Below are 19752 nucleotides of genomic sequence, written 5' to 3'. Positions count from 1 at the left end.
TTACAGAAGGAACATCTGCTAGGTTAAATGAACTTACATCTGGAACAGAATATAATTTAAGTATAAAAGCTGTTGATGCAGCAGGAAATAAATCAGAAGCAGGAACAGTATCATTTAAAACAGAAGAAATGAAGCCAGAAGTTGATACAGAAGCACCTACAGTTCCAACTAATGTAAGAGCAGAAAATATAACAGAAAATAGTGCAGATATAAGTTGGGAAGTATCTACAGATAATGTAGGAGTGGTATCATATGAGGTGTACAATGGAGATAAATTATTAATAACAGTTAAAGATAAAACATCTGTTAAAATAAGTGATCTTAAGGCTGATACTAAATATGATTTAAGTATAAAAGCTGTTGATGCAGCAGGAAATAAATCAGAAGCAGGAACAGTATCATTTAAAACAGAAGAAATAAGGCCAGAAGTTGATACAGAAATACCTACAGCTCCAAAAGATATTAAAGTAGAAAAGATTACAGAAAATAGTGTTTATATAAGCTGGAAAGAGTCTACAGATAATGTAGGAGTAGTAGCATATGAGGTATACAATGGAGATAAATTATTAGTAACAGTTAAAGATAAAACATCTGTTAAAATAAGTGATCTTAAAGCAGGTACTAAATATAATTTAAGTATAAAAGCTGTTGATGCAGCAGGAAATAAATCAGAAGCAGGAAATATATCATTTACAACTAAAAAAATATCAACTATTCCTAATAATGGCGGAAAGTTGCCTCAAACTGGAGGAATGAGTCCAATAGTAGCCTCAGGAGTTTCAATGATAGCCATGATTTTAGGTACTATAGTATTAAAGAAAAAGAAGAATAAATAAAATGCAAAAATATAAAAGGTTGAAGTTTAATAAGCTTCAACCTTTTATATTTTTTTTATATTGTGATTAAGGTGTTAAAGTTTAAAGGTTTATATAGATAAATATTTAAATAAGTATTAATATAATAATATATGTATACCAATTAAGTTATACTATATTTTATTATTTATATAGTAGATTTGTATATATAATTGTAAGGAGGGTGAAATGAAACTTAAGATAGGCAAAAAAATTCAAATAGCAATAATGTTAATATTTTTAGGTGCTGGTATTTATTTAGTAATGTCTAAAGATAATGTAGATAAAAATGAAGAAATAAGTAACGTTGAGATAAATAAAAATGAAATAAATTTAGCAAGTAGAGGTGCTGGAAATTTAGAATATAATGAAATGGAAAATGATTATAAGGAAATAGAGCGTTTAGATAGCATATTAAACAATAAATATCTTATTTTAATTAATAAAGATAATAAATTAGACGAAAAGTATGTTCCTAATAATTTAAAAGTATCAGAGGCAAAGTTTTTAGATTATGTTCAAGATAATAATTTAGAAAGTAAAACATCTGATGCAGCAAAGAAGATGTTTGAGGATGCAGCGAAGGACGGCATTTCATTAGTTGGAGTGTCTGGATATAGAAGTTATGGTGTTCAAAAAGGATTATATAATACTAGAATTAAACAAAAGGGAGAAGCTAGAACAAAGGCCTATACAGCAGAACCAGGTGCTTCCGAACATCAAAGTGGACTAGCTTTGGATATTTTATGTGATAGCTATCAAACTTTAGATGAAGGGTTTGAAAATACAGATGCATTTACATGGCTTACTAATAATTGTTATAAATATGGTTTCATATTAAGATATTTAAAAGGTAAAGAAGATATAACTGGATATAATTATGAGCCTTGGCATTTTAGATATATAGGAAATGAAGAGATAGCAGAGGATATAATGAATAGCGGATTAGCTTTTGAGGAATATATAAATGAGATAAGAAATAAAATTGAAGTTTTAAAAGATAAAACTAATATAAAAAATTAGAAAAACCATGCTTTTAATAACCATAAATGTAATTATATGGTATAATTATTATACAACTAGGTTTAAAATAGGAGGGGTACATTTATGGGGAAAAGCGTCAAAGAGCGATTAACTGAAACTATTAAACGTGATAAGAGAGAAATCAATGAAGAGGGTAATAAAATGGTAGAAAAAGAGGAGAAAGAAACAAATGTAGAGGATTTTATGAATGAAAAAATTAAAGAAATGATAGAGGATAAAGAAGAAGAATTAGAAGATAAAGAAGAAAAGTTAGACGTGGATGAGGAAGAGTTTGAAGATGACTTGGATGATAGGTCCTCAAATGGAAAGAAAATAGTTATAATGCTTTTAGTGTTAATAATATCACTTTCAACAATATTAGTATTATGGAGCAATGGATATGAAATTGTTAATTTTGCATTTAATAAAGTAAATGAAATTAGTGAGGCAAAAGAAGCTGAAGAGAATAAAGAGGCTGTAGAAAATGAAAATATTACAATAACCCCTGTTGATTTAAATGAATGTTACCAAAGGGTTCATTATATGGTGAATACTATAATAATAGCAGAAGATGGAAACATATGGGGAGAAAGTGAAATGAGTAGAGATGCAGTTACTCAGCTTATTAACGATTTAAAAGGGCAAGACGATTACCTTTCAAACGAATTAGAAAAGTGGTTAGAATTAGATTTTTCAAATGGAGTGGAAGTTCATAACTATGTATGGAGTAAATTAGGGGGAACTATTGGTAAGGCTAAAGATTTAAATCAAGAAAAGGTTCAAAGAGCAATTGAGATAATGGGTGAATAATTTATAAAAGTAAATGTTCATAATAATGATATGCAATAAAATACTATAAAGTGACTTTTTTATTCGTGTTTTTTGTATGAATTTACAAAAGTATATAGTGTGGTAGCAATTTGCAAAATTAATATTGAAAATAATTAAATAATTAGAATATAATTGATGTAAAATAATCAATTTAATTATTGTTAAATTTGTTAGTATAAGAAAAATTATGATATAATAAAGATTGTTAAAAATCCCACATTATTTGGAGGTAAGAAAATGAGAAATGGTTTAAGTTTAGATTTATCAAAAGTTCAACCATATGCATCTTTATGTGAATTAGATAAGATGGAAGGTATGGTTAAGTGGGCTCATGAAACAGTTCATGAAAAAACTGGAGCAGGAAATGACTTTTTAGGATGGTTAGATTTACCTGTAAATTACGATAAAGAAGAGTTTGGCAGAATAAAAGCTGCAGCTGAAAAAATAAAGTCAAATTCTGATGTTTTAATAGTTATCGGAATTGGAGGTTCTTACTTAGGTGCAAGAGCTGCTATAGAAATGTTAACAAATAACTTCTATAACATGTTACCAAATAACAAAAGAAAGACTCCAAAGGTGTTCTTCGTTGGAAATAACATAAGTTCAACATATATTACAGATTTATTTGAAGCTATTGAAGGATTAGATATTTCAGTTAATGTTATATCTAAATCTGGTACAACTACAGAACCAGCTATAGCTTTCAGAATGTTCAAAGACTTCATGGAAAAGAAGTATGGAGTTGATGGAGCAAAGGAAAGAATATTTGCTACTACTGATAAAGAAAGAGGAGCTTTAAAGGGATTAGCTGATACTATGGGTTACGAAACATTCGTAGTTCCTGATGATGTTGGTGGAAGATTCTCTGTTTTAACAGCTGTTGGTTTATTACCAATTGCAGTTGCTGGAATAAGCATTGATGAAATGATGGAAGGTGCAGCTGATGCTAGAGAAAAATACTCTAATCCATCATTAAAAGAAAATGATTGTTATCAATATGCAGCTATGAGAAATGCATTATATAACAAAGGTAAGAATGTAGAAGTTTTAGTTAACTATGAACCATCATTACATTATTTCAATGAATGGTGGAAACAATTATATGGAGAGTCAGAAGGTAAGGATCAAAAGGGTATATTCCCTGCAGCTGTTGATTTCTCAACAGACTTACATTCAATGGGGCAATTCATTCAAGATGGTAGCAGAATAATGTTTGAAACAGTTCTTAATGTAGAAAAGGCTACTAAAGAGCTTACTATAGAAGAAGTTGAAGGAAATGTTGATGGGTTAAACTTCTTAGCTGGTAAAACAGTTGATTTTGTTAACAAACAAGCATTTAATGGAACATTATTAGCTCACTGTGATGGTGGAGTTCCGAACATGATTTTAAATATTCCAGAAGTATCACCATACTACTTTGGACAATTAGTTTATTTCTTTGAAAAAGCTTGTGCAATTAGTGGATACTTATTAGGTGTTAATCCATTTGACCAACCAGGTGTTGAAGCATATAAGAAAAACATGTTTGCTTTACTTGGTAAGCCAGGATTCGAAGAATTAAAAGCTGAGTTAGAAGCAAGACTTAAATAATTAAGAGTTGAAAAATTAAAAAGTTAAAAGAGAATTAAGGAATTTTCTTAGGAAGTTTAAAATTAACTTTTAACCTTTAATAGGTAAAGTATTTCTTATACAATAGATTATTTTTAGATAATCATTAAAAGATGTATAAGAAATACTTTTTTACTTATTACTAAATAGTAGTTAGAAATTTTTATTACTAAAAGAATATAGTTTTTTTAGTATAAGTTGAACTTAAAGGAGTGACGTGTTTGAAGATTATAGTTGATGGAGACGCATGCCCTGGAATTTCTATTATTGAAAAAATAGCTAATAGTCATAGTATAGAACTTATAATTTATTGTGATATACATCATTTTATTACAATAAATTATGGGGAAGTTAGAGTTGTAGATAGTGGTTTTCAAAGTGTAGATATGAAAGTAGTTAATGAATGTAATAGTGGAGATATTATAATTTCACAGGATTATGGAGTTGCGGCTATTTGTTTAGGAAAAAAGGCTAGAGTAATTAGTCCTAAGGGGTATATTTATACAGATGGTAATATTGAGTCAATGTTAGAACAAAGGCATTTATCTCATAAGATAAGAAGGGGAGGTGGAAAAACTCCAAATGCTAAAAAAAGAACTATAGAAGATGATGATAGATTGCAAAAAAATTTATTATATTTAATAAAAGATAAAAATATAGAATAAGCTGTAGAAATATATCTATAGTTTGTTCTTTTTTTTTATATTAATTAGACAAATTTCAGTTTTTATTTTAAAACTAAAATAGTATAATTTAAATAGGAAATTATGTAAAGAAATGGTATTGAATATATAGTATATGGTGAGGTGGAGAGAAAGATGAAAGAGGTTTTAATTGATTTTGACAATAAAAGCCCTGCTGATTTAAATAAAAATATAAATATTGCAGCATTTTTAACTGAAAATGATGAAGTTGAATATAAATTTATGGAGGGGATTGAAGGTATATGGAAGCCTATACAAGACTTTTCAAAAAGCAATATTTGTACTTGGAAGCCTACTAAGCCAGGGAAATATATGATAATGGTTCAGGGTAAATCAAATAACTGTAAAAATGCATATGACTATCTTGGTAGATCGGAGTATGAAATAGTAGAAAGTTCAAATATAATAAATAAAGTTGAAATAGATAAAAATAGAATAAGTATTGGTGAAAAATTATCTATTAAAGTTATAGCTAACGAAGAACTTGTGTTGTATAGATTTTGGATAAATGGTGAAAAAGATTGGGAAGTTTTACGAGATTATAGTACTGAAAATGAATTTGTTTTTACTGCTACAAAACCAGGCAATATTGAAATATTAATAGAAACTAAGAGAGTTGATTCAGAAAGAAATGTTGATGATTTTACTACTGTAAAATTTGAAGTTATAGAATTAGAAAAAGTTGAAATAACTAATTTTGTTTGCTTGACTCAAAATATGTTAATTAACGAAGAATTGATTTTTAAGGTAGAAGCAAATTATGAAAAAAGTAGACCTTTATTATATAAATTTTTAAAAGTAAATAAAGAGGGAAAAGTTATATGTATTCAGGATTTTTCTTCGAAGAGTATGGTTACTTTTAAAGAAAAAATTGCAGGTGAATATAAGCTTTTGTGTCAAGTAAGAGATATGTTTTCAACAAAAACATTTGATGATAGAGCTGTTATTATTTATAATGTAAATCCGTATAATGATATTAAAATTAGATCCTTTAAGAGCAATATAAAATCGCCACAAGCATCAGGAACTGAAATTAATTTAGTATCATTAGTAGATGGTGGAAGAGAACTATTATATAGATATATTATAGAGGGACCTGTTTCAGAGGATAGTGGTTATATAAGAAGAAATGAATGTATATGGGAACCGAGAGAAGAAGGAAAATATAAGATAACTCTTAAGGTTAAGGATATATCATTTGGTGGAGATCATGAAGATATGACATCTATTCAATATGAGATTTATAATAAGGGTGAAAAGCCAGTTAGGATAGTTGATATTAAATGTGATAAAGGAAGAAGATGTATTATTAATGAACCTGTAAATATTAAAGTAAAAACAGATGGAGGTATTAAACCTTTATATAAATTTACAATATATAAAAATGGTATTGAAAAAGAAAGACTAGAATATGGAGCAAATAATTGGGTTAACTTTATACCAACAGAGGCAGGAGAGTATGAAGTTGATATTAAGGTTAAGGATGAATTTTCATCAAAGACTTATGATGCTTCTACATCATTATTTATTGAGGCAAAAGATTATGTAGCAGCAGATATAGATTATATTTTATTAAGTAGTAAAGAAACATATTTAGTTGGAGACATAATTAATATTGAGACAATAGTTAAAAATACAAAATATGTTTTAACTAAATTTATTACAAGAATAAATGGATATGAAGTAGAAAATACAGGGTTTATAGGAGAAAAATCAATAAAAATAAAGCCAAAGTGCCCTGGGAAATATACTTTCACAATATATGCTAAAAATATTAAGTCTACAGAAGAGTATGATAGTAAGAAGGAAGTTTCTATTTATGTTCATGAGGTTGTTTCAGTAAATTCAACTAAATTACAATTATCTTCTGATAATTTAAAAATAGGTGAAGAAGTAACGTTTGAAGCTATATCTAAAGGTGGAAAAGAAGTTTGCTATGAATTTTATATAATGATAAGTGGTGAATGGATTTTAGCACAAGGATATAGCAGAAAAAATTATTATACATTTATACCATTTAAAGCTGGGGATTACAGAGTATTAGTTTTAGATAAAAGTTTCCATAAGGATGTTCCATATGAAGATTACGATACTATTGAGTTTGAAGTTGGTGATTGTGAAAGTTAAGCTATTTAATAGTAGTTTTAGTAATATACATTAACTATTTTATTGCATTTGTGGAATATTAATAATAGAATAAGCTATATAAAAGTTTTACGAGGTGTTTTATGGAAAGACTAGATAAAGTACTATCTAATTTAGGATATGGTACAAGAAAAGAACTTAAGAAAATCTGTAGAAGTGGACTAGTAGAAGTTAACGGAGAAATAGCTAAGGATAGTGGAGTTCAAGTAGATCCGAAAAAAGATAAAATAGTTATTAATGGTGAAGAAGTATTTTACAGAGAATTTATTTACTTAATGATGAATAAACCAGATGGAGTAGTATCTGCAACTTATGATAATAGAGATGAAACTGTAATTGATTTATTAGAAGTTGAGCATCAAGTTTTTGAACCATTCCCAGTAGGAAGATTAGATAAGGATACAGTAGGATTATTATTATTAACAAATGATGGAGAATTAAATCATAGATTAATATCACCAAAGTGGAAAGTGGATAAAGTTTATTATGCAAAGATAGATAAAAAGGTAACAGAAGACGATATTGATAAATTTAAGGCTGGAATTACATTAGATGATGGATACCTTTGTAAAGAAGCTAAATTAGAAGTGTTAAATTCAACTGATGATGGATCTGAAGTTATGGTTACTATTCAGGAAGGAAAATTCCATCAAGTTAAAAGAATGTTTGAAGCTGTAGGAAAAAAGGTTGTATATTTAAAGAGAACAGAGTTCGGTACATTACCTTTAGATGAAGATTTAGAAGAAGGCGAATATAGAGAGCTTACAGATGAGGAATTGGCTACATTAAAGAGCTTTTAACGAAAGAAAATAAAATATGATAGAAAAACATTCATATATATAAAAAATAGCAAGATATTTATCAAAAATCCCTTGCAATATAAAATTTTCTTTACTATAATATTAATGCAAGGATAAATAAAAGGAATTAAATAGCCCCCTTTTTATTTATTGCTTATTGCTGAAGCGCAACCTGGCCCCAAGGGTTGCGTTTTTTTGCGTCCCAAAAAATAAAAAAATGGTAAATGTTTTCATTGGGGTAATTGCTGGGATTAATACAGTATAAGTAATTAGACCTTATTTTGAAATATAATGAGGTAAATAATGGGTTTTTTAAATTTAATTAATTATGGTAATAATATATACTAACTATGTTATAATAAATTTTATATAGATTGTATGTTCGATTAGAGGATATATTTTAGTTTGAAAAATGAAGGGAGGATGTTCTTTTGGATTTAAAATCTTTACTTAATAAAGAACAGTATGAAGGTGCAGTAACTGTAGAAGGGCCTGTACTTATTTTAGCGGGAGCAGGTTCAGGAAAAACTAGAGTTTTGACACATAGAATGGCTCACATGATAGAAGATCTAAATATTTTTCCTTATAAGATATTAGCAATAACATTTACTAATAAAGCAGCTAAAGAGATGCAAGAAAGGGTGCATACTCTTATAGGGGATAAGGCTAATGATATGTGGATATCAACATTTCATTCAACTTGTGTAAGGATATTAAGAAGAGAAATTGAAAAGCTTGGATATAAGAAGAATTTTACTATATATGATAGTACAGATCAGAAGACTCTTATAAAAGAGTGTATAAAGATTCTTAATATAAACGATAAAGAAATAACAGAGCAAGAAATAATGGGAAAGATAAGCAAGGCAAAAGATAATATGCAAAGTGCAGATTCTTATTATAGAGAGCATGAGTCTAATTTTAGGGAAAAAAAGATTGCAGAAGTTTATGCAATGTATCAAAAGAGATTGAAGGAGAATAATGCTTTAGACTTTGATGATTTAATTTGTAAAACAGTAGAATTATTTAAGAAGGACCCCGAAACTTTAGATTTTTATCAAAGAAAATTTCAATATATTATGGTAGATGAATATCAAGATACAAATGGAGCGCAATATGAACTTGTAACATTACTTGCAGCTAAACATAGAAATATTTGTGTGGTAGGGGATGATGATCAGTGCATATACGAATGGCGTGGAGCTGATATAAAGAATATTCTTGGATTTGAAAAAGATTATCCTGAAGCTAAAGTTATAAAGTTAGAGCAAAATTATCGTTCAAAAGGAAATATATTAAATGCTGCAAATGTAGTTATAGTTAATAACTCAACAAGAAAGAGTAAGGTTCTAAGGACAGAGCAAGATGCAGGTAGCAAAATAAAAATATATAGAGCATATTCAGATGGCGATGAAGGTACATTCGTGGCTAATCAAATTGAAAAGATAAAGAAAGAGCAAAATAAACAGTATAAAGATTTTGCAATACTTTACAGAACAAATGCTCAATCACGTATATTTGAAGAAAGCTTAAGAAGAGCTGCTATAGCATATAAAATTGTGGGTGGAACTAAGTTCTATGATAGAAAAGAAATCAAGGATATGCTAAGTTATTTAAAGGTTCTTGTTAATCCTTCAGATAGCATTGCTTTAAGAAGAATAATAAATGTGCCTAAGAGAGGTATAGGAGATGCTACTATACAAAAGGTTTTAGACTTTGCTGAAAACTATGAACTGCCTTTATGGGATGCATTATCAGAAGTTAGAACTATTCCAACATTAACTGCTAGAAATTGTGCGGGAATTGAAAAGTTCATGGAACTTATGGAGAATCTAATGATGCTTTCAGAGACTGTACCAGTATCACATTTAATTGAAACAATATTAGAAGATACAGGTTATATTAAAGAACTTGAAGCTTCAAAACAAATTGAAGATAAGAGTAGAATAGAAAACTTAAAGGAATTAGTATCGGATGCAGTTGACTTTGAAAAAAATTATGAAAGAGAAAAGGCTGCTGGTTCTAGTGAGTTTGATATAAATAAAACACAATTAGAAGCTTATTTAGAAAAAGTATCTCTTGTTCAAGATACAGATAAACTTGAAGATGAAGAAGATGAAAATGGAACTGTTGTTTTAATGACTATTCATAGTGCAAAGGGATTAGAGTTCCCGGTAGTATTTATGGTTGGTATGGAAAATGGTATATTCCCAGGTCAATCTTCATTTAATAGTGATTCTGAAATGGAAGAATCTAGAAGACTTTGCTATGTTGGTATAACAAGAGCAAAGGAGACTCTATTTATGACATCTGCTGAAGTAAGAAGGGTATTTGGTAGAACTGTTGCATACCCACAGTCAGATTTTATTTCAGAAATTAAATCTGATCTTAGGGAATATGTAACTATGACAGGAGAAAATAAAGATGTGACATCATCTTCAGGAGCAGGAACTGTAAATGGTAGATTTAAACCGTCTTATAGTAATCCTCATAGTTTAAGAAATAATTATGGAACATTTGAAAATAGAAATTTTGGAGGGAGCAATAATTCAAAAATAGCTAATTCAAATTCTGGAGGTTCAAATGTTATAATAACAGCAAATGAAGCGACTGTGGGAAGAAAGGTTAAGCATGATAAATTTGGTGAAGGAACAATAGTTTCTATAGCTGATATAAATGGAGATAAGAAGTTAACAATAGCATTTAATCAACAAGGAGTAAAAATGTTAATGTTATCAATGGCAAAATTAGAGCTTTTATAAACATTCTTTTAATTATTTATAGGATAAGACCAGATTAATTTGATTTTATCCTATAAAATCTTAACTTGTTATTTAAGAAAGGGTGATTTCAATGGATAAGAAAGTACGTATAGAGGAATTAGTTGAACTTTTAAATAGATATGCATATGAATACTATTCTTTAGATAATCCATCGGTATCAGATAAGGAATATGATATTAAATATGATGAATTAAAGTCGTTAGAAGAAGAAACAGGATATGTGTTACCTTATTCACCAACACAAAGAGTTGGAGATATAATTCTTCAGGGTTTCAATAAGTATACTCATAAGGCTAGGCTTTGGAGTTTAGATAAAGCACAGAGCTTTGAAGAGATAGAAGATTGGCATAATAGAAATGTTAAGTTTGTAAATGAAATGAATAATAGAGGTGAAAATTTACCTGCTCTTAGATATGTTATAACAAAAAAATTTGATGGGTTAACTATTAATTTAACATATAATGAAGATGGAATTCTTCAAACCGCAGCAACTAGAGGTAATGGTGAAGCTGGTGAAGAGGTAACAGCTCAAGTTAAGACAATAAAGGAAATCCCGTTAAGAACTTCAATAGGAGATTTATTTGAAGTTCATGGTGAAGCTATAATGACTGTCGAAGCTTTTGAAAAGTATAATGCAACGTCAGAGACACCACTTAAAAATTTAAGGAATGGTGCGGCGGGAGCATTAAGGAATTTAAATGTTAGAGAAACTGCTAGAAGAGGACTTTCAGCATTCTTCTATGATGTAGGTTATAAAGATGGACAAAACTTTAAAAACTATGAAGAAATGCTTGAGTTTATAAAGAAAAAGGGCCTTCCTATGGATGATTATATAAGGTATGCAACTAATTTAGAAGAAGTTAAAAAATACATAAATGAAATCAAGGATATGAGATTTGATTTAAATTATGATATTGATGGAGTAGTTATTGCTATAGATGACATAAGAACTAGAGAACTTTTAGGATACACTGTTAAATTCCCAAAATGGGCAATTGCATTTAAGTTTGAAGCTCAAGAGGCTACTACTACTCTTTTAGATGTTGAATGGAACGTAGGTAGAAGTGGTAGGGTTGGACCTACAGCAATACTTGAACCAGTTGAGCTTGCTGGGGTTACAGTAAAGAGAGCTACACTTAATAATATGGATGATATTAAAAGAAAAGGTGTAATGATAGGTGCTGAAGTATTTATTAGAAGGTCTAATGATGTTATACCAGAGATTATGGGCGTTGTTGAATCTAGTTTAGAAAATGCTACGGAAATTAAGGTTCCAGAAACTTGTCCAGCTTGTGGAAGTCATTTAGTTTTAGATGGAGCACATTATTTTTGTGAAAATACCTTATCTTGCAAGCCACAAATGGTAAAAAGTATAGTTCATTTTGCATGTAGAGATGCTATGAATATTGAGGGATTTTCAGAAAAAACTGCGGAGCAATTGTTTGAAAAACTTGATATAAGATCAATTGCAGATTTATATAAGTTAAATTATGAGGAATTGTTGACTTTAGATAAGTTTGGACCAAAGAAGGCACAAAATCTATTGGACTCAGTTGAAAGAAGCAAAACTCCAGAGCTATATAGATTTATTTATGCTTTAGGAATACCTAATGTAGGTGTTAAGACAGCTAAAGATTTAGTTAATAAGTTTAAATCTATTGAAGGATTAAAGAATGCCACATTTGATGAATTAGTATCTGTTCAAGATGTTGGTGATATAGTAGCTAAATGTGTTCTAGAGTTTTTCCATGAGGAAAAAGTATTAAATACTATAGAAGAGTTATTAAGTTTAGGAGTAAATCCTATATTTGAAGAGAAAGTAATAGTTGAAAGCTCATTTAATGGAAAAACAGTAGTAGTTACAGGAACTTTACAGAAGTACTCTAGAGGTGAGATTAAAGCTAAATTAGAATCATTAGGTGCGAAGGTATCTGGTAGCGTAAGTAAAAAAACTGATTATGTTATAGCAGGTGAAGAAGCGGGTTCTAAGTTGACAAAAGCACAGGATTTAGGCGTTACTGTATTAGCAGAAGAAGAATTTGAAAAAATGATTTAATAAAAAAGCAGTTGCAAATCAAAAATGATTTGTAGCTGCTTTTTTTAATTTATATTATCATCAAATTTTATAATATTATCTTCTTCTTCAGGGATTAAATCTTCAATTAAAAGATCTTTATCAAAAGAAGATTCATTTTTGGTTGTTGATTTTTCAAGTGATGAAATACTTTTATTTATTTTTTCAAGTAAAAAGGTTTGAATTCTTTGGTTCTTAGCCATTTTAAGAAAGACTATGAAAGACCATATTCCAATAAACATAAGACAAATCATAAAAATAATAGCTACTGATTGGAATATTATTTGAACCACTTGCATTGCAGTTATCATACTTAAGTACCTCCATAAGTTTATAAAATTAAAACTCATCTTTTTTTAGTAGATGAGTACACGATGTACACTTTCAACCAACTATTAAGTAAGTAACTTACATTAGCTAAATTTTAAATTTAGAGTGTTAGTTAAAGTTTGGGTTTTTATGAAAGTTAGATTAGCAAAATATAAAATTTTAATCTTACCTAAATGATTATATCATAAATTGGAAACAATGCTATAAAAAATATTAACTATCTTTAAAAGATTAATTCTTAATAATTATGTCTATAATTATAAAAAAGTATGTAGAAAGGAGAAAAAGTTTTGAAAAAGATAATAGTAACTATTTCTATTTCTGTTATAACTATAATTATTTTATTAAGTTTTATTGATAGAACACCGCAACAGATTTCAAATAATACTGCAGATATTGTTTACTCTATAAATAATATACCAACAAACTTAAAATCAATAGGAGATTTAAATAAGAGGCAACAAGATATAGTTTGTGCAACTAGTAAAGGGTTGGTGGAAATTGATGCTGAAGGAAATATACAACCTTCATTAGCAGAAAGTTATGAAGTTAACGAAGAAGGATTAGAATATGTTTTTAAAATAAGAAATGATGCGTATTGGAGTGATGGTAATAAGATAATGCCAGATGATATTGTTTCATTTTTTAGGCAGGTAATTACAGAAGATAATGAAATATCTGCATTAATGAATGTTTTTGGAGTAAAGGATTATTTAGAAAGCAATAAGAGTTTTAGCGAGACAGTGGCAATTACTTGTGATGAAAATAGTATTAAAATAAGATTAAATTCAAAGGATGATGGATTTATAGAAGAATTAACAAAACCACAATATAGATTAAGAAAGGATATTTTGTTTTGGGAAGATATTGTTTTAAATTATAAAGATATACCTTATTCAGGAGACTATTGTATAGATAATATAAGCGCAACAGAGATTATACTTAAAAGAAGTAATAATGCTAGTATAGAATTGGCACAAACGATACATTTAATTAAGGATGATAGTGAGGATTTAGCGTTAGCGGCTTTTGAGATAGGTAATAGAGATATTGTAATTAATCCACCTAAGAGTCAATTAGAGAGACTAAAAAATGAAGGTAAACTAATAGAGTCACCATCAAATCAATCCTTATATCTAGCTTTTAATATAAATAATTCTAGTTTCTCTAATGAAGTGAAAAATGAAATTTATAGGTTGATAAATGAAGCTATAGAGGAATATCAAAATCAAAATAATATATTAGTTGAATTAGCTGAATGTAGTTATTTTAGAGAGGATAAAGATGATTTAACTAAACTTCAAAGTAGAAATGTTATGGTTAATACTGAAAAAGATATAACCATGCCAGCTAAAATTGTTTTAGTTGCTAAAGAAAGTCTTGAAAATAAAGATATAACTAGTTATGTTTCAGAGTGGTTTAAAAATAATACAGATATTACTCTTGTGATTAATTTATTATCAGAACAGGATATGAATTTGATTAGTGAAAAAAATTATTATGATATTGCATTAGTTAATGTTTATGCAAAATTGGATGATGATGAACAATTATTAAATACTATATCTAGTTTTCTCCCAAAAGAACAAAGGGAAATGATAAATAATTCCAATTCAAGGGCTGAAAAAGAAGAGCTATTTGCAGAAATAGAAGAAGATTTGTTTAATAATTATAGAATACTACCATTATTATTTTATAACAATACAATTGCAGTCGAAAGTAGTGTTGAAAATAATATATTGGATGGAAATGGGAATGTAGATTTTAAAAGTATAAAAAAATAAAAATAATAATCAAGGATTAAAAATATTATTCCTTGATTATTATTTTATTATACGTAAAAGTATAATGTTATTTAACTAATTTTCATTAATATTTTTAGTATTATCAGTAGATGTATTTGAACCTAATGATTTAGTTTCATTACTTTTTTCAGTATCTATTGAGTTTTCAGGAGAAACATCAATTGTTTTAATATTGGTATTAATTGGTAACTGTATAAGTTCTTCAATTTCTGTAGTTAAATCTTCAGTAGAGTCAATAGTGTTAGTATCTTCAATAGGGGATACTGATTCAGAAATAGAAGGTGTTCTATCTTCTAATAATTCTAATTCATTCATGTATTCATCTTTAAAAAAGTGAATTATTAGGAAAAAGTTTAAAAAGTTTTTATAGCTATCAAATGTATTTTTACTAGTGGAAAAGGAATCTTTTCGTTTGTTATAAGTTATATATTTATTAAATATTGGTGCAATACCTGTGTTGTCAGGAGTAGGAATATTAGGCATTCTGAAGTAAGTTTCATCAACCATATCATTAGATTTTAAAGTGAATCCTCTATATCTTTCATAGTCATCTAATGTTGGTGCTTCAGGCCAACTTGTTATTAACCCAGAATTAATAATAAATTTCTTATAAATAGTAGATATCATAATTCTATATTCTTTAGAATTATTAATTGTGTTTTGATAAAGAATAAAAGCAAGAATATAGAAAGTTATATCAAAACATGAGTACTTAATTTCTTTCTTAGAAGAGAGCTTATAAAAAGCACCCTTATCTTCATCATATAACGTATATAATCTGTTTATTATTTCAATTGTTTTTTCTGAAAATGTTATTATTTTTGTATGTTTATAAGATAAAGTTAAAACTATAGAACATAAAGCAGCTGTATCTAATGAGTCAATATAATAGTCTTTTTCATCAAATTTGCACATAGCATAATCAGTAAGATCTATAATTAAATCTTTTAATTCATCATTACAGTCGTAACTATATAATATATTCAATGACAATAAAACTTTACATATTTCTTCTAATGAGCATTCATAAATTTCATCCTTAAAGTCGCAAAACATTTTTAAAATTTGTGATGAAAACTCTTTATACGAATCAGAATATTCATCACTAGTATTTTTTATAGAGTATAAGTAATATGCAAGCATCATAAATGCTTGATCGGAAAACTTAAATTTCTTATCTTTGTCAACTAAATTGAAGTTTTTAGAATTATTCTCTAATATGTTTTTCTTATCTACAAATACACCTTCTCTATTTCGTAAATTACTAGAGTAAAAATCAAGTTGGTCTTTTGATAAGTTTTTATAGATTTCATTTATAGAATAAATACTGTTATCTATATTTTCAAAACTTCTATAGTAATCTAGTAACTCTAATAAACATAAAGACATTAATGCATTAGTACTTGGATTGATTTCTTTTTTGAAAGTTTCTTCATCAAATCCGTTTGAATTTTTGCTATGAATAAAGGTTGGAGATGCCTTTCTATACACACATAATAGTGGAGAAAAATTACTATTTGTGGTAATATCAATTGAGGAAGACAATTTATTATACTTTTTTATTTGAGAGACTAAACCGCATCTAGAGTTTAATACAATAGTTTTTACTGCTTCTTTAGATAAATAAAAAAGTTGTCCGTTAATTTCCTTTTCAGAAAGGCTATTCATTCTAAAAAATGGCCCAATATATCTCAAATTCTTCACCTCTTAGATTAATCCTTATATTAATATTATGAGTAGAGGGAGAATTTGTTGCATTATTTTTAAAAAAAGGAGAAATTTATATATATAAGTAATTATTAAAATGGAGGAATTATAAATGAGAAGTGGCGGAAGAAAAAATGACCAAGTTAGAAATGCAAAAATAACTAGAAATTATATAAAACATGCAGAGGGATCAGTTTTAATTGAAGTTGGAGACACTAAAGTAATTTGTACTGCATCAATAGAAGAGAAAGTTCCTCCCTTTTTAAAAGGTACTGGAGAAGGGTGGATAACAGCAGAATATAATATGCTTCCACGTTCTACAGCAACAAGAAAACCTAGAGATATATCAAGATTAAAAATTGATGGTAGGACTATGGAAATACAAAGATTAATTGGCAGAGCATTAAGATCAGTAGTGGATTTAAAGGCATTAGGAGAAAAAACTATTTGGATAGATTGTGATGTAATTCAGGCAGATGGAGGAACAAGAACTACTTCTATTTGTGGTGCTTTTGTTGCACTAGTAGATGCTATGAACAAGCTTCATAGACAAAAACCATTTAAGGTATATCCTATAAGAAAGTTTTTATGCGCAACAAGTGTAGGAATTGTTGGTGAAGAAAAATTACTTGATTTGTGTTATGAAGAAGATTCAACTGCCAGAGTTGATATGAATGTTATAGGAACTGATGAAGGAGAGTTTGTAGAAATTCAAGGTACTGGCGAAGAAGCACCATTTAATAGAACTGAATTAAATGAGTTATTAGATTTAGCTGAAAAAGGTATAAAACAAATGATTCAATTACAAAAGGATTGTTTAAAAATGGATTCTTTATGGATTGGAACAGGAGAATAGTATGAAAAAAATAATTTTAGCTAGTAATAATTTAAAAAAAATTAAAGAAATTAAAGAAATACTTAAAGGATTACCTTATGAAGTTTATTCATTAAAGGATATGAATATAGATATAGAAGTTGAAGAAGACGGTTTAACTTTTGAAGAGAATGCAAAGAAGAAAGCAAAAGAAATACATGAATATCTATTAAATAAAGAAAATAGTGATTTTATAGTTTTATCAGACGATTCAGGATTAGAGGTAAATTGTTTAAATGGAGCACCAGGGGTGTATTCAGCTAGGTATGCTGGCGAACACGGAAATGATTATAATAATAATGTTAAATTATTAGAAGATATGAAGGGCTTTAAAGGTGAGGATAGAAGTGCTAGATTTGTTTGTGTAATAGCAGTAGTATTTGAAGATGGTAATGTTACGACTGTAAGAGGTGAGGTTCAAGGTTTTATTATAGAAGAATTAAAAACAGAAGGTGGATTTGGATATGATCCATTATTCTTCTATAAGGGATTTAACAAAACCTTTGGAGAAGCAACACCAGAAGAGAAAAATAAAATTTCTCATAGAGGAAATGCTCTTAAAAAGCTTAAAGAGATTTTAGATTAATAAAGAGTTAAATAAAATTGAGAACTGACTTAATGGATAATTGGCAATATATAGTGGATAATTAAGGTTGAAAACTACTAAGAGTAGTTTCTTTAAAATATATATTTTTAGAAATTTCCTAAGGAGTTTCAGCGTTTAATTACCCATTAATAAATTGCTTTGCAATTTTTAATAAAGAGAAGGGATTGATTAAGGTGCTTATTGCAGTAATAAGTGATTCTCATGGTAATAAAACTAGTATAAGTAAAATAAAGAAAAAAATAAGTAACGCTGAAGTATTATTATTTTTAGGTGATGGAGAAAATGATTTAAAAGAAATAACAAAAGATTTCACAGGCGAAGTGTATGCTGTTAGAGGAAATTGTGATTTTGAGGGGAAATATCCAGAGGAAAGAATAATAGAAATCAGAGGTAAGAAAATATTTATGTGTCATGGACATAGATATGGTGTTAAATATGGTTATAATTCTATTTATTATAGAGGCAAAGAAGTTGGAGCGGATATAGTTTTATTTGGTCATTCTCATTTACCTATTATTGAAGAATGTGATGGATTAACATTGATGAATCCAGGAAGTATTTCTCATGGAATGGGAAAGATAGATAAAACTTTAGGGTATATTGACTTAATTAATAATAAAGCTCCTATCATGTATATAAAAGAATTATAAAATAAAATTATAAAAAAATAAAAAAAAGTATTGACGTATTAAAAATCATCATGTAGAATAATCATTGTCGCTGCGAGATGCAGCAGAGTGATTGCCGGGGTGTGGCGCAGATGGGAGCGCGCGTGGTTTGGGACCATGAGGTCGCAGGTTCGATCCCTGTCACCCCGACCAGTTTAGTTAAAAAAATAACTTGACTTTTTCAAGGAAATTTGGTTAACTAATTAAGAAATATGCGGGTATCGTATATCGGTAATACTCCAGCCTTCCAAGCTGGAAAGGTGGGTTCGATTCCCACTACCCGCTCCAATTAAGTTTTTTGAAAAAAAGACTTGACATAAAAAAAGAAATGTTTTAAAATAATAAACGTTCTTTGGTATATAAGCGTGTTTAGCTCAGCTGGATAGAGCAACGCCCTTCTAAGGCGTGGGCCAGGAGTTCGAATCTCTTAACACGCACCACTTTTATACCGGGGTGTGGCGCAGATGGGAGCGCGCGTGGTTTGGGACCATGAGGTCGCAGGTTCGATCCCTGTCACCCCGACCAATTTAGTTAAAACTAAATATTTGCGGGTATCGTATATCGGTAATACTCCAGCCTTCCAAGCTGGAAAGGTGGGTTCGATTCCCACTACCCGCTCCATTTATTTGAATGGGAAACTCAGCTTTGCTGAGAAAGTTCAAATAACTAAATCTAACATTTAGAATTTCACTTTTGCGTGTTTAGCTCAGCTGGATAGAGCAACGCCCTTCTAAGGCGTGGGCCAGGAGTTCGAATCTCTTAACACGCACCATTACATGCATCATTAGCTCAGTTGGTAGAGCACCTGACTCTTAATCAGGGTGTCCCGGGTTCGATCCCCTGATGATGCACCATAAAATGAGGTGAACGTAGTTCAGTTGGTAGAGCGCCAGTTTGTGGCACTGGTTGTCGTGGGTTCGAGTCCCATCGTTCACCCCA

The 19752-nt window shown here is 28.9% G+C and carries 15 protein-coding genes and 8 tRNA genes; 21 read left to right on the top strand and 2 right to left on the bottom strand.

From position 1 onward, the window contains the following. From I4V51_RS02830 to ligA, 9 genes are all read left to right on the top strand, one after another. A partial coding sequence (locus tag I4V51_RS02830) for a fibronectin type III domain-containing protein (protein WP_195986824.1) occupies positions 1–836 on the top strand: 836 nt, incomplete at its 5' end. A 207-nt stretch (positions 837–1043) separates the two neighbouring features. After that, complete coding sequence (locus I4V51_RS02825) at positions 1044–1877, top strand: M15 family metallopeptidase (protein ID WP_195986823.1); 834 nt, start codon at positions 1044–1046, stop codon at positions 1875–1877. An 84-nt stretch (positions 1878–1961) separates the two neighbouring features. Beyond that, positions 1962–2687: a DUF6241 domain-containing protein gene (locus I4V51_RS02820; protein WP_195986822.1), complete on the top strand. Its 726-nt coding sequence runs from the start codon at positions 1962–1964 to the stop codon at positions 2685–2687. A gap of 258 nt (positions 2688–2945) precedes the next feature. Then, positions 2946–4298 carry a glucose-6-phosphate isomerase gene (locus tag I4V51_RS02815; RefSeq protein WP_195986821.1) on the top strand — a complete coding sequence of 451 codons (1353 nt, stop codon included), beginning with the start codon at positions 2946–2948 and terminating at the stop codon, positions 4296–4298. A gap of 239 nt (positions 4299–4537) precedes the next feature. Then, positions 4538–4981 (top strand): YaiI/YqxD family protein, encoded by a 444-nt coding sequence (locus tag I4V51_RS02810; RefSeq protein ID WP_195986820.1) that lies wholly within the window; start codon positions 4538–4540, stop codon positions 4979–4981. Positions 4982–5134: 153 nt separating this feature from the next. After that, positions 5135–7147, top strand: a complete 2013-nt coding sequence (locus tag I4V51_RS02805; RefSeq protein WP_195986819.1) for a triple tyrosine motif-containing protein — start codon at positions 5135–5137, stop codon at positions 7145–7147. A 101-nt stretch (positions 7148–7248) separates the two neighbouring features. Then, the gene (locus I4V51_RS02800) at positions 7249–7965 is read left to right on the top strand and encodes a pseudouridine synthase (RefSeq protein ID WP_195986818.1); all 717 of its coding nucleotides are present in this window, start codon (positions 7249–7251) and stop codon (positions 7963–7965) included. Between the two features lie 431 nt (positions 7966–8396). Continuing rightward, the gene (gene pcrA / locus I4V51_RS02795; RefSeq protein WP_195986817.1) at positions 8397–10727 is read left to right on the top strand and encodes a DNA helicase PcrA; all 2331 of its coding nucleotides are present in this window, start codon (positions 8397–8399) and stop codon (positions 10725–10727) included. 91 nt (positions 10728–10818) lie between these two features. Further along, a complete protein-coding gene (ligA, locus tag I4V51_RS02790) occupies positions 10819–12804 on the top strand; it encodes an NAD-dependent DNA ligase LigA (RefSeq protein ID WP_195986816.1) in 1986 nt (661 codons plus the stop codon). Between the two features lie 44 nt (positions 12805–12848). On the opposite strand, the gene I4V51_RS02785 is transcribed toward ligA, so the two are convergent. After that, positions 12849–13133 (bottom strand): hypothetical protein, encoded by a 285-nt coding sequence (locus tag I4V51_RS02785; RefSeq protein WP_195986815.1) that lies wholly within the window; start codon positions 13131–13133, stop codon positions 12849–12851. A 309-nt stretch (positions 13134–13442) separates the two neighbouring features. Here I4V51_RS02785 and I4V51_RS02780 point away from each other — a divergent pair, with 309 nt between their 5' ends. Next, positions 13443–14936: an ABC transporter substrate-binding protein gene (locus I4V51_RS02780; RefSeq protein ID WP_195986814.1), complete on the top strand. Its 1494-nt coding sequence runs from the start codon at positions 13443–13445 to the stop codon at positions 14934–14936. Positions 14937–15011: 75 nt separating this feature from the next. On the opposite strand, the gene I4V51_RS02775 is transcribed toward I4V51_RS02780, so the two are convergent. Beyond that, positions 15012–16652 (bottom strand): hypothetical protein, encoded by a 1641-nt coding sequence (locus I4V51_RS02775; protein WP_195986813.1) that lies wholly within the window; start codon positions 16650–16652, stop codon positions 15012–15014. Positions 16653–16776: 124 nt separating this feature from the next. On the opposite strand from I4V51_RS02775, the gene rph reads away from it, so the two are divergent. The 11 genes from rph to I4V51_RS02720 all read left to right on the top strand — a co-directional run bounded on the left by rph (position 16777) and on the right by I4V51_RS02720 (position 19752). Further along, on the top strand, positions 16777–17520 hold the full coding sequence (rph, locus tag I4V51_RS02770; RefSeq protein ID WP_195986812.1) for a ribonuclease PH: 744 nt from the start codon (positions 16777–16779) through the stop codon (positions 17518–17520). 1 nt (position 17521) lies between these two features. Further along, positions 17522–18124 carry an XTP/dITP diphosphatase gene (locus tag I4V51_RS02765; RefSeq protein ID WP_195986811.1) on the top strand — a complete coding sequence of 201 codons (603 nt, stop codon included), beginning with the start codon at positions 17522–17524 and terminating at the stop codon, positions 18122–18124. A gap of 194 nt (positions 18125–18318) precedes the next feature. Beyond that, the gene (locus tag I4V51_RS02760) at positions 18319–18795 is read left to right on the top strand and encodes a metallophosphoesterase (protein WP_195987024.1); all 477 of its coding nucleotides are present in this window, start codon (positions 18319–18321) and stop codon (positions 18793–18795) included. 95 nt (positions 18796–18890) lie between these two features. Continuing rightward, positions 18891–18966 (top strand) — tRNA-Pro (locus tag I4V51_RS02755). Between the two features lie 61 nt (positions 18967–19027). Continuing rightward, positions 19028–19101 (top strand) — tRNA-Gly (locus I4V51_RS02750). A gap of 75 nt (positions 19102–19176) precedes the next feature. Further along, positions 19177–19253, top strand: a tRNA-Arg gene (locus I4V51_RS02745). 9 nt (positions 19254–19262) lie between these two features. Continuing rightward, positions 19263–19338: transfer RNA gene (locus I4V51_RS02740), tRNA-Pro, on the top strand. Positions 19339–19360: 22 nt separating this feature from the next. Further along, positions 19361–19434 (top strand) — tRNA-Gly (locus I4V51_RS02735). 74 nt (positions 19435–19508) lie between these two features. Continuing rightward, a tRNA-Arg gene (locus I4V51_RS02730) sits at positions 19509–19585 on the top strand. 6 nt (positions 19586–19591) lie between these two features. Next, positions 19592–19667, top strand: a tRNA-Lys gene (locus I4V51_RS02725). A gap of 9 nt (positions 19668–19676) precedes the next feature. Next, positions 19677–19752, top strand: a tRNA-His gene (locus tag I4V51_RS02720).

Origin of the sequence: Clostridium sp. D53t1_180928_C8 (assembly GCF_015667795.1) — a bacterium.
Lineage (GTDB): Bacteria > Bacillota > Clostridia > Clostridiales > Clostridiaceae > Clostridium.
This window is presented reverse-complemented; position numbering and strand designations above follow the sequence as displayed.

What these genes read in the sequence shown, in the direction of transcription:
- I4V51_RS02805 (WP_195986819.1), top strand. Translation starts at nt 5,135, where the DNA reads ATGAAAGAGGTTTTAATTGATTTTGACAATAAAAGCCCTGCTGATTTA.
- I4V51_RS02820 (WP_195986822.1), top strand. Translation starts at nt 1,962, where the DNA reads ATGGGGAAAAGCGTCAAAGAGCGATTAACTGAAACTATTAAACGTGAT.
- I4V51_RS02765 (WP_195986811.1), top strand. Translation starts at nt 17,522, where the DNA reads ATGAAAAAAATAATTTTAGCTAGTAATAATTTAAAAAAAATTAAAGAA.
- I4V51_RS02825 (WP_195986823.1), top strand. Translation starts at nt 1,044, where the DNA reads ATGAAACTTAAGATAGGCAAAAAAATTCAAATAGCAATAATGTTAATA.
- rph (WP_195986812.1), top strand. Translation starts at nt 16,777, where the DNA reads ATGAGAAGTGGCGGAAGAAAAAATGACCAAGTTAGAAATGCAAAAATA.
- I4V51_RS02800 (WP_195986818.1), top strand. Translation starts at nt 7,249, where the DNA reads ATGGAAAGACTAGATAAAGTACTATCTAATTTAGGATATGGTACAAGA.
- I4V51_RS02785 (WP_195986815.1), bottom strand. Translation starts at nt 13,133, where the DNA reads ATGATAACTGCAATGCAAGTGGTTCAAATAATATTCCAATCAGTAGCT.
- ligA (WP_195986816.1), top strand. Translation starts at nt 10,819, where the DNA reads ATGGATAAGAAAGTACGTATAGAGGAATTAGTTGAACTTTTAAATAGA.
- I4V51_RS02815 (WP_195986821.1), top strand. Translation starts at nt 2,946, where the DNA reads ATGAGAAATGGTTTAAGTTTAGATTTATCAAAAGTTCAACCATATGCA.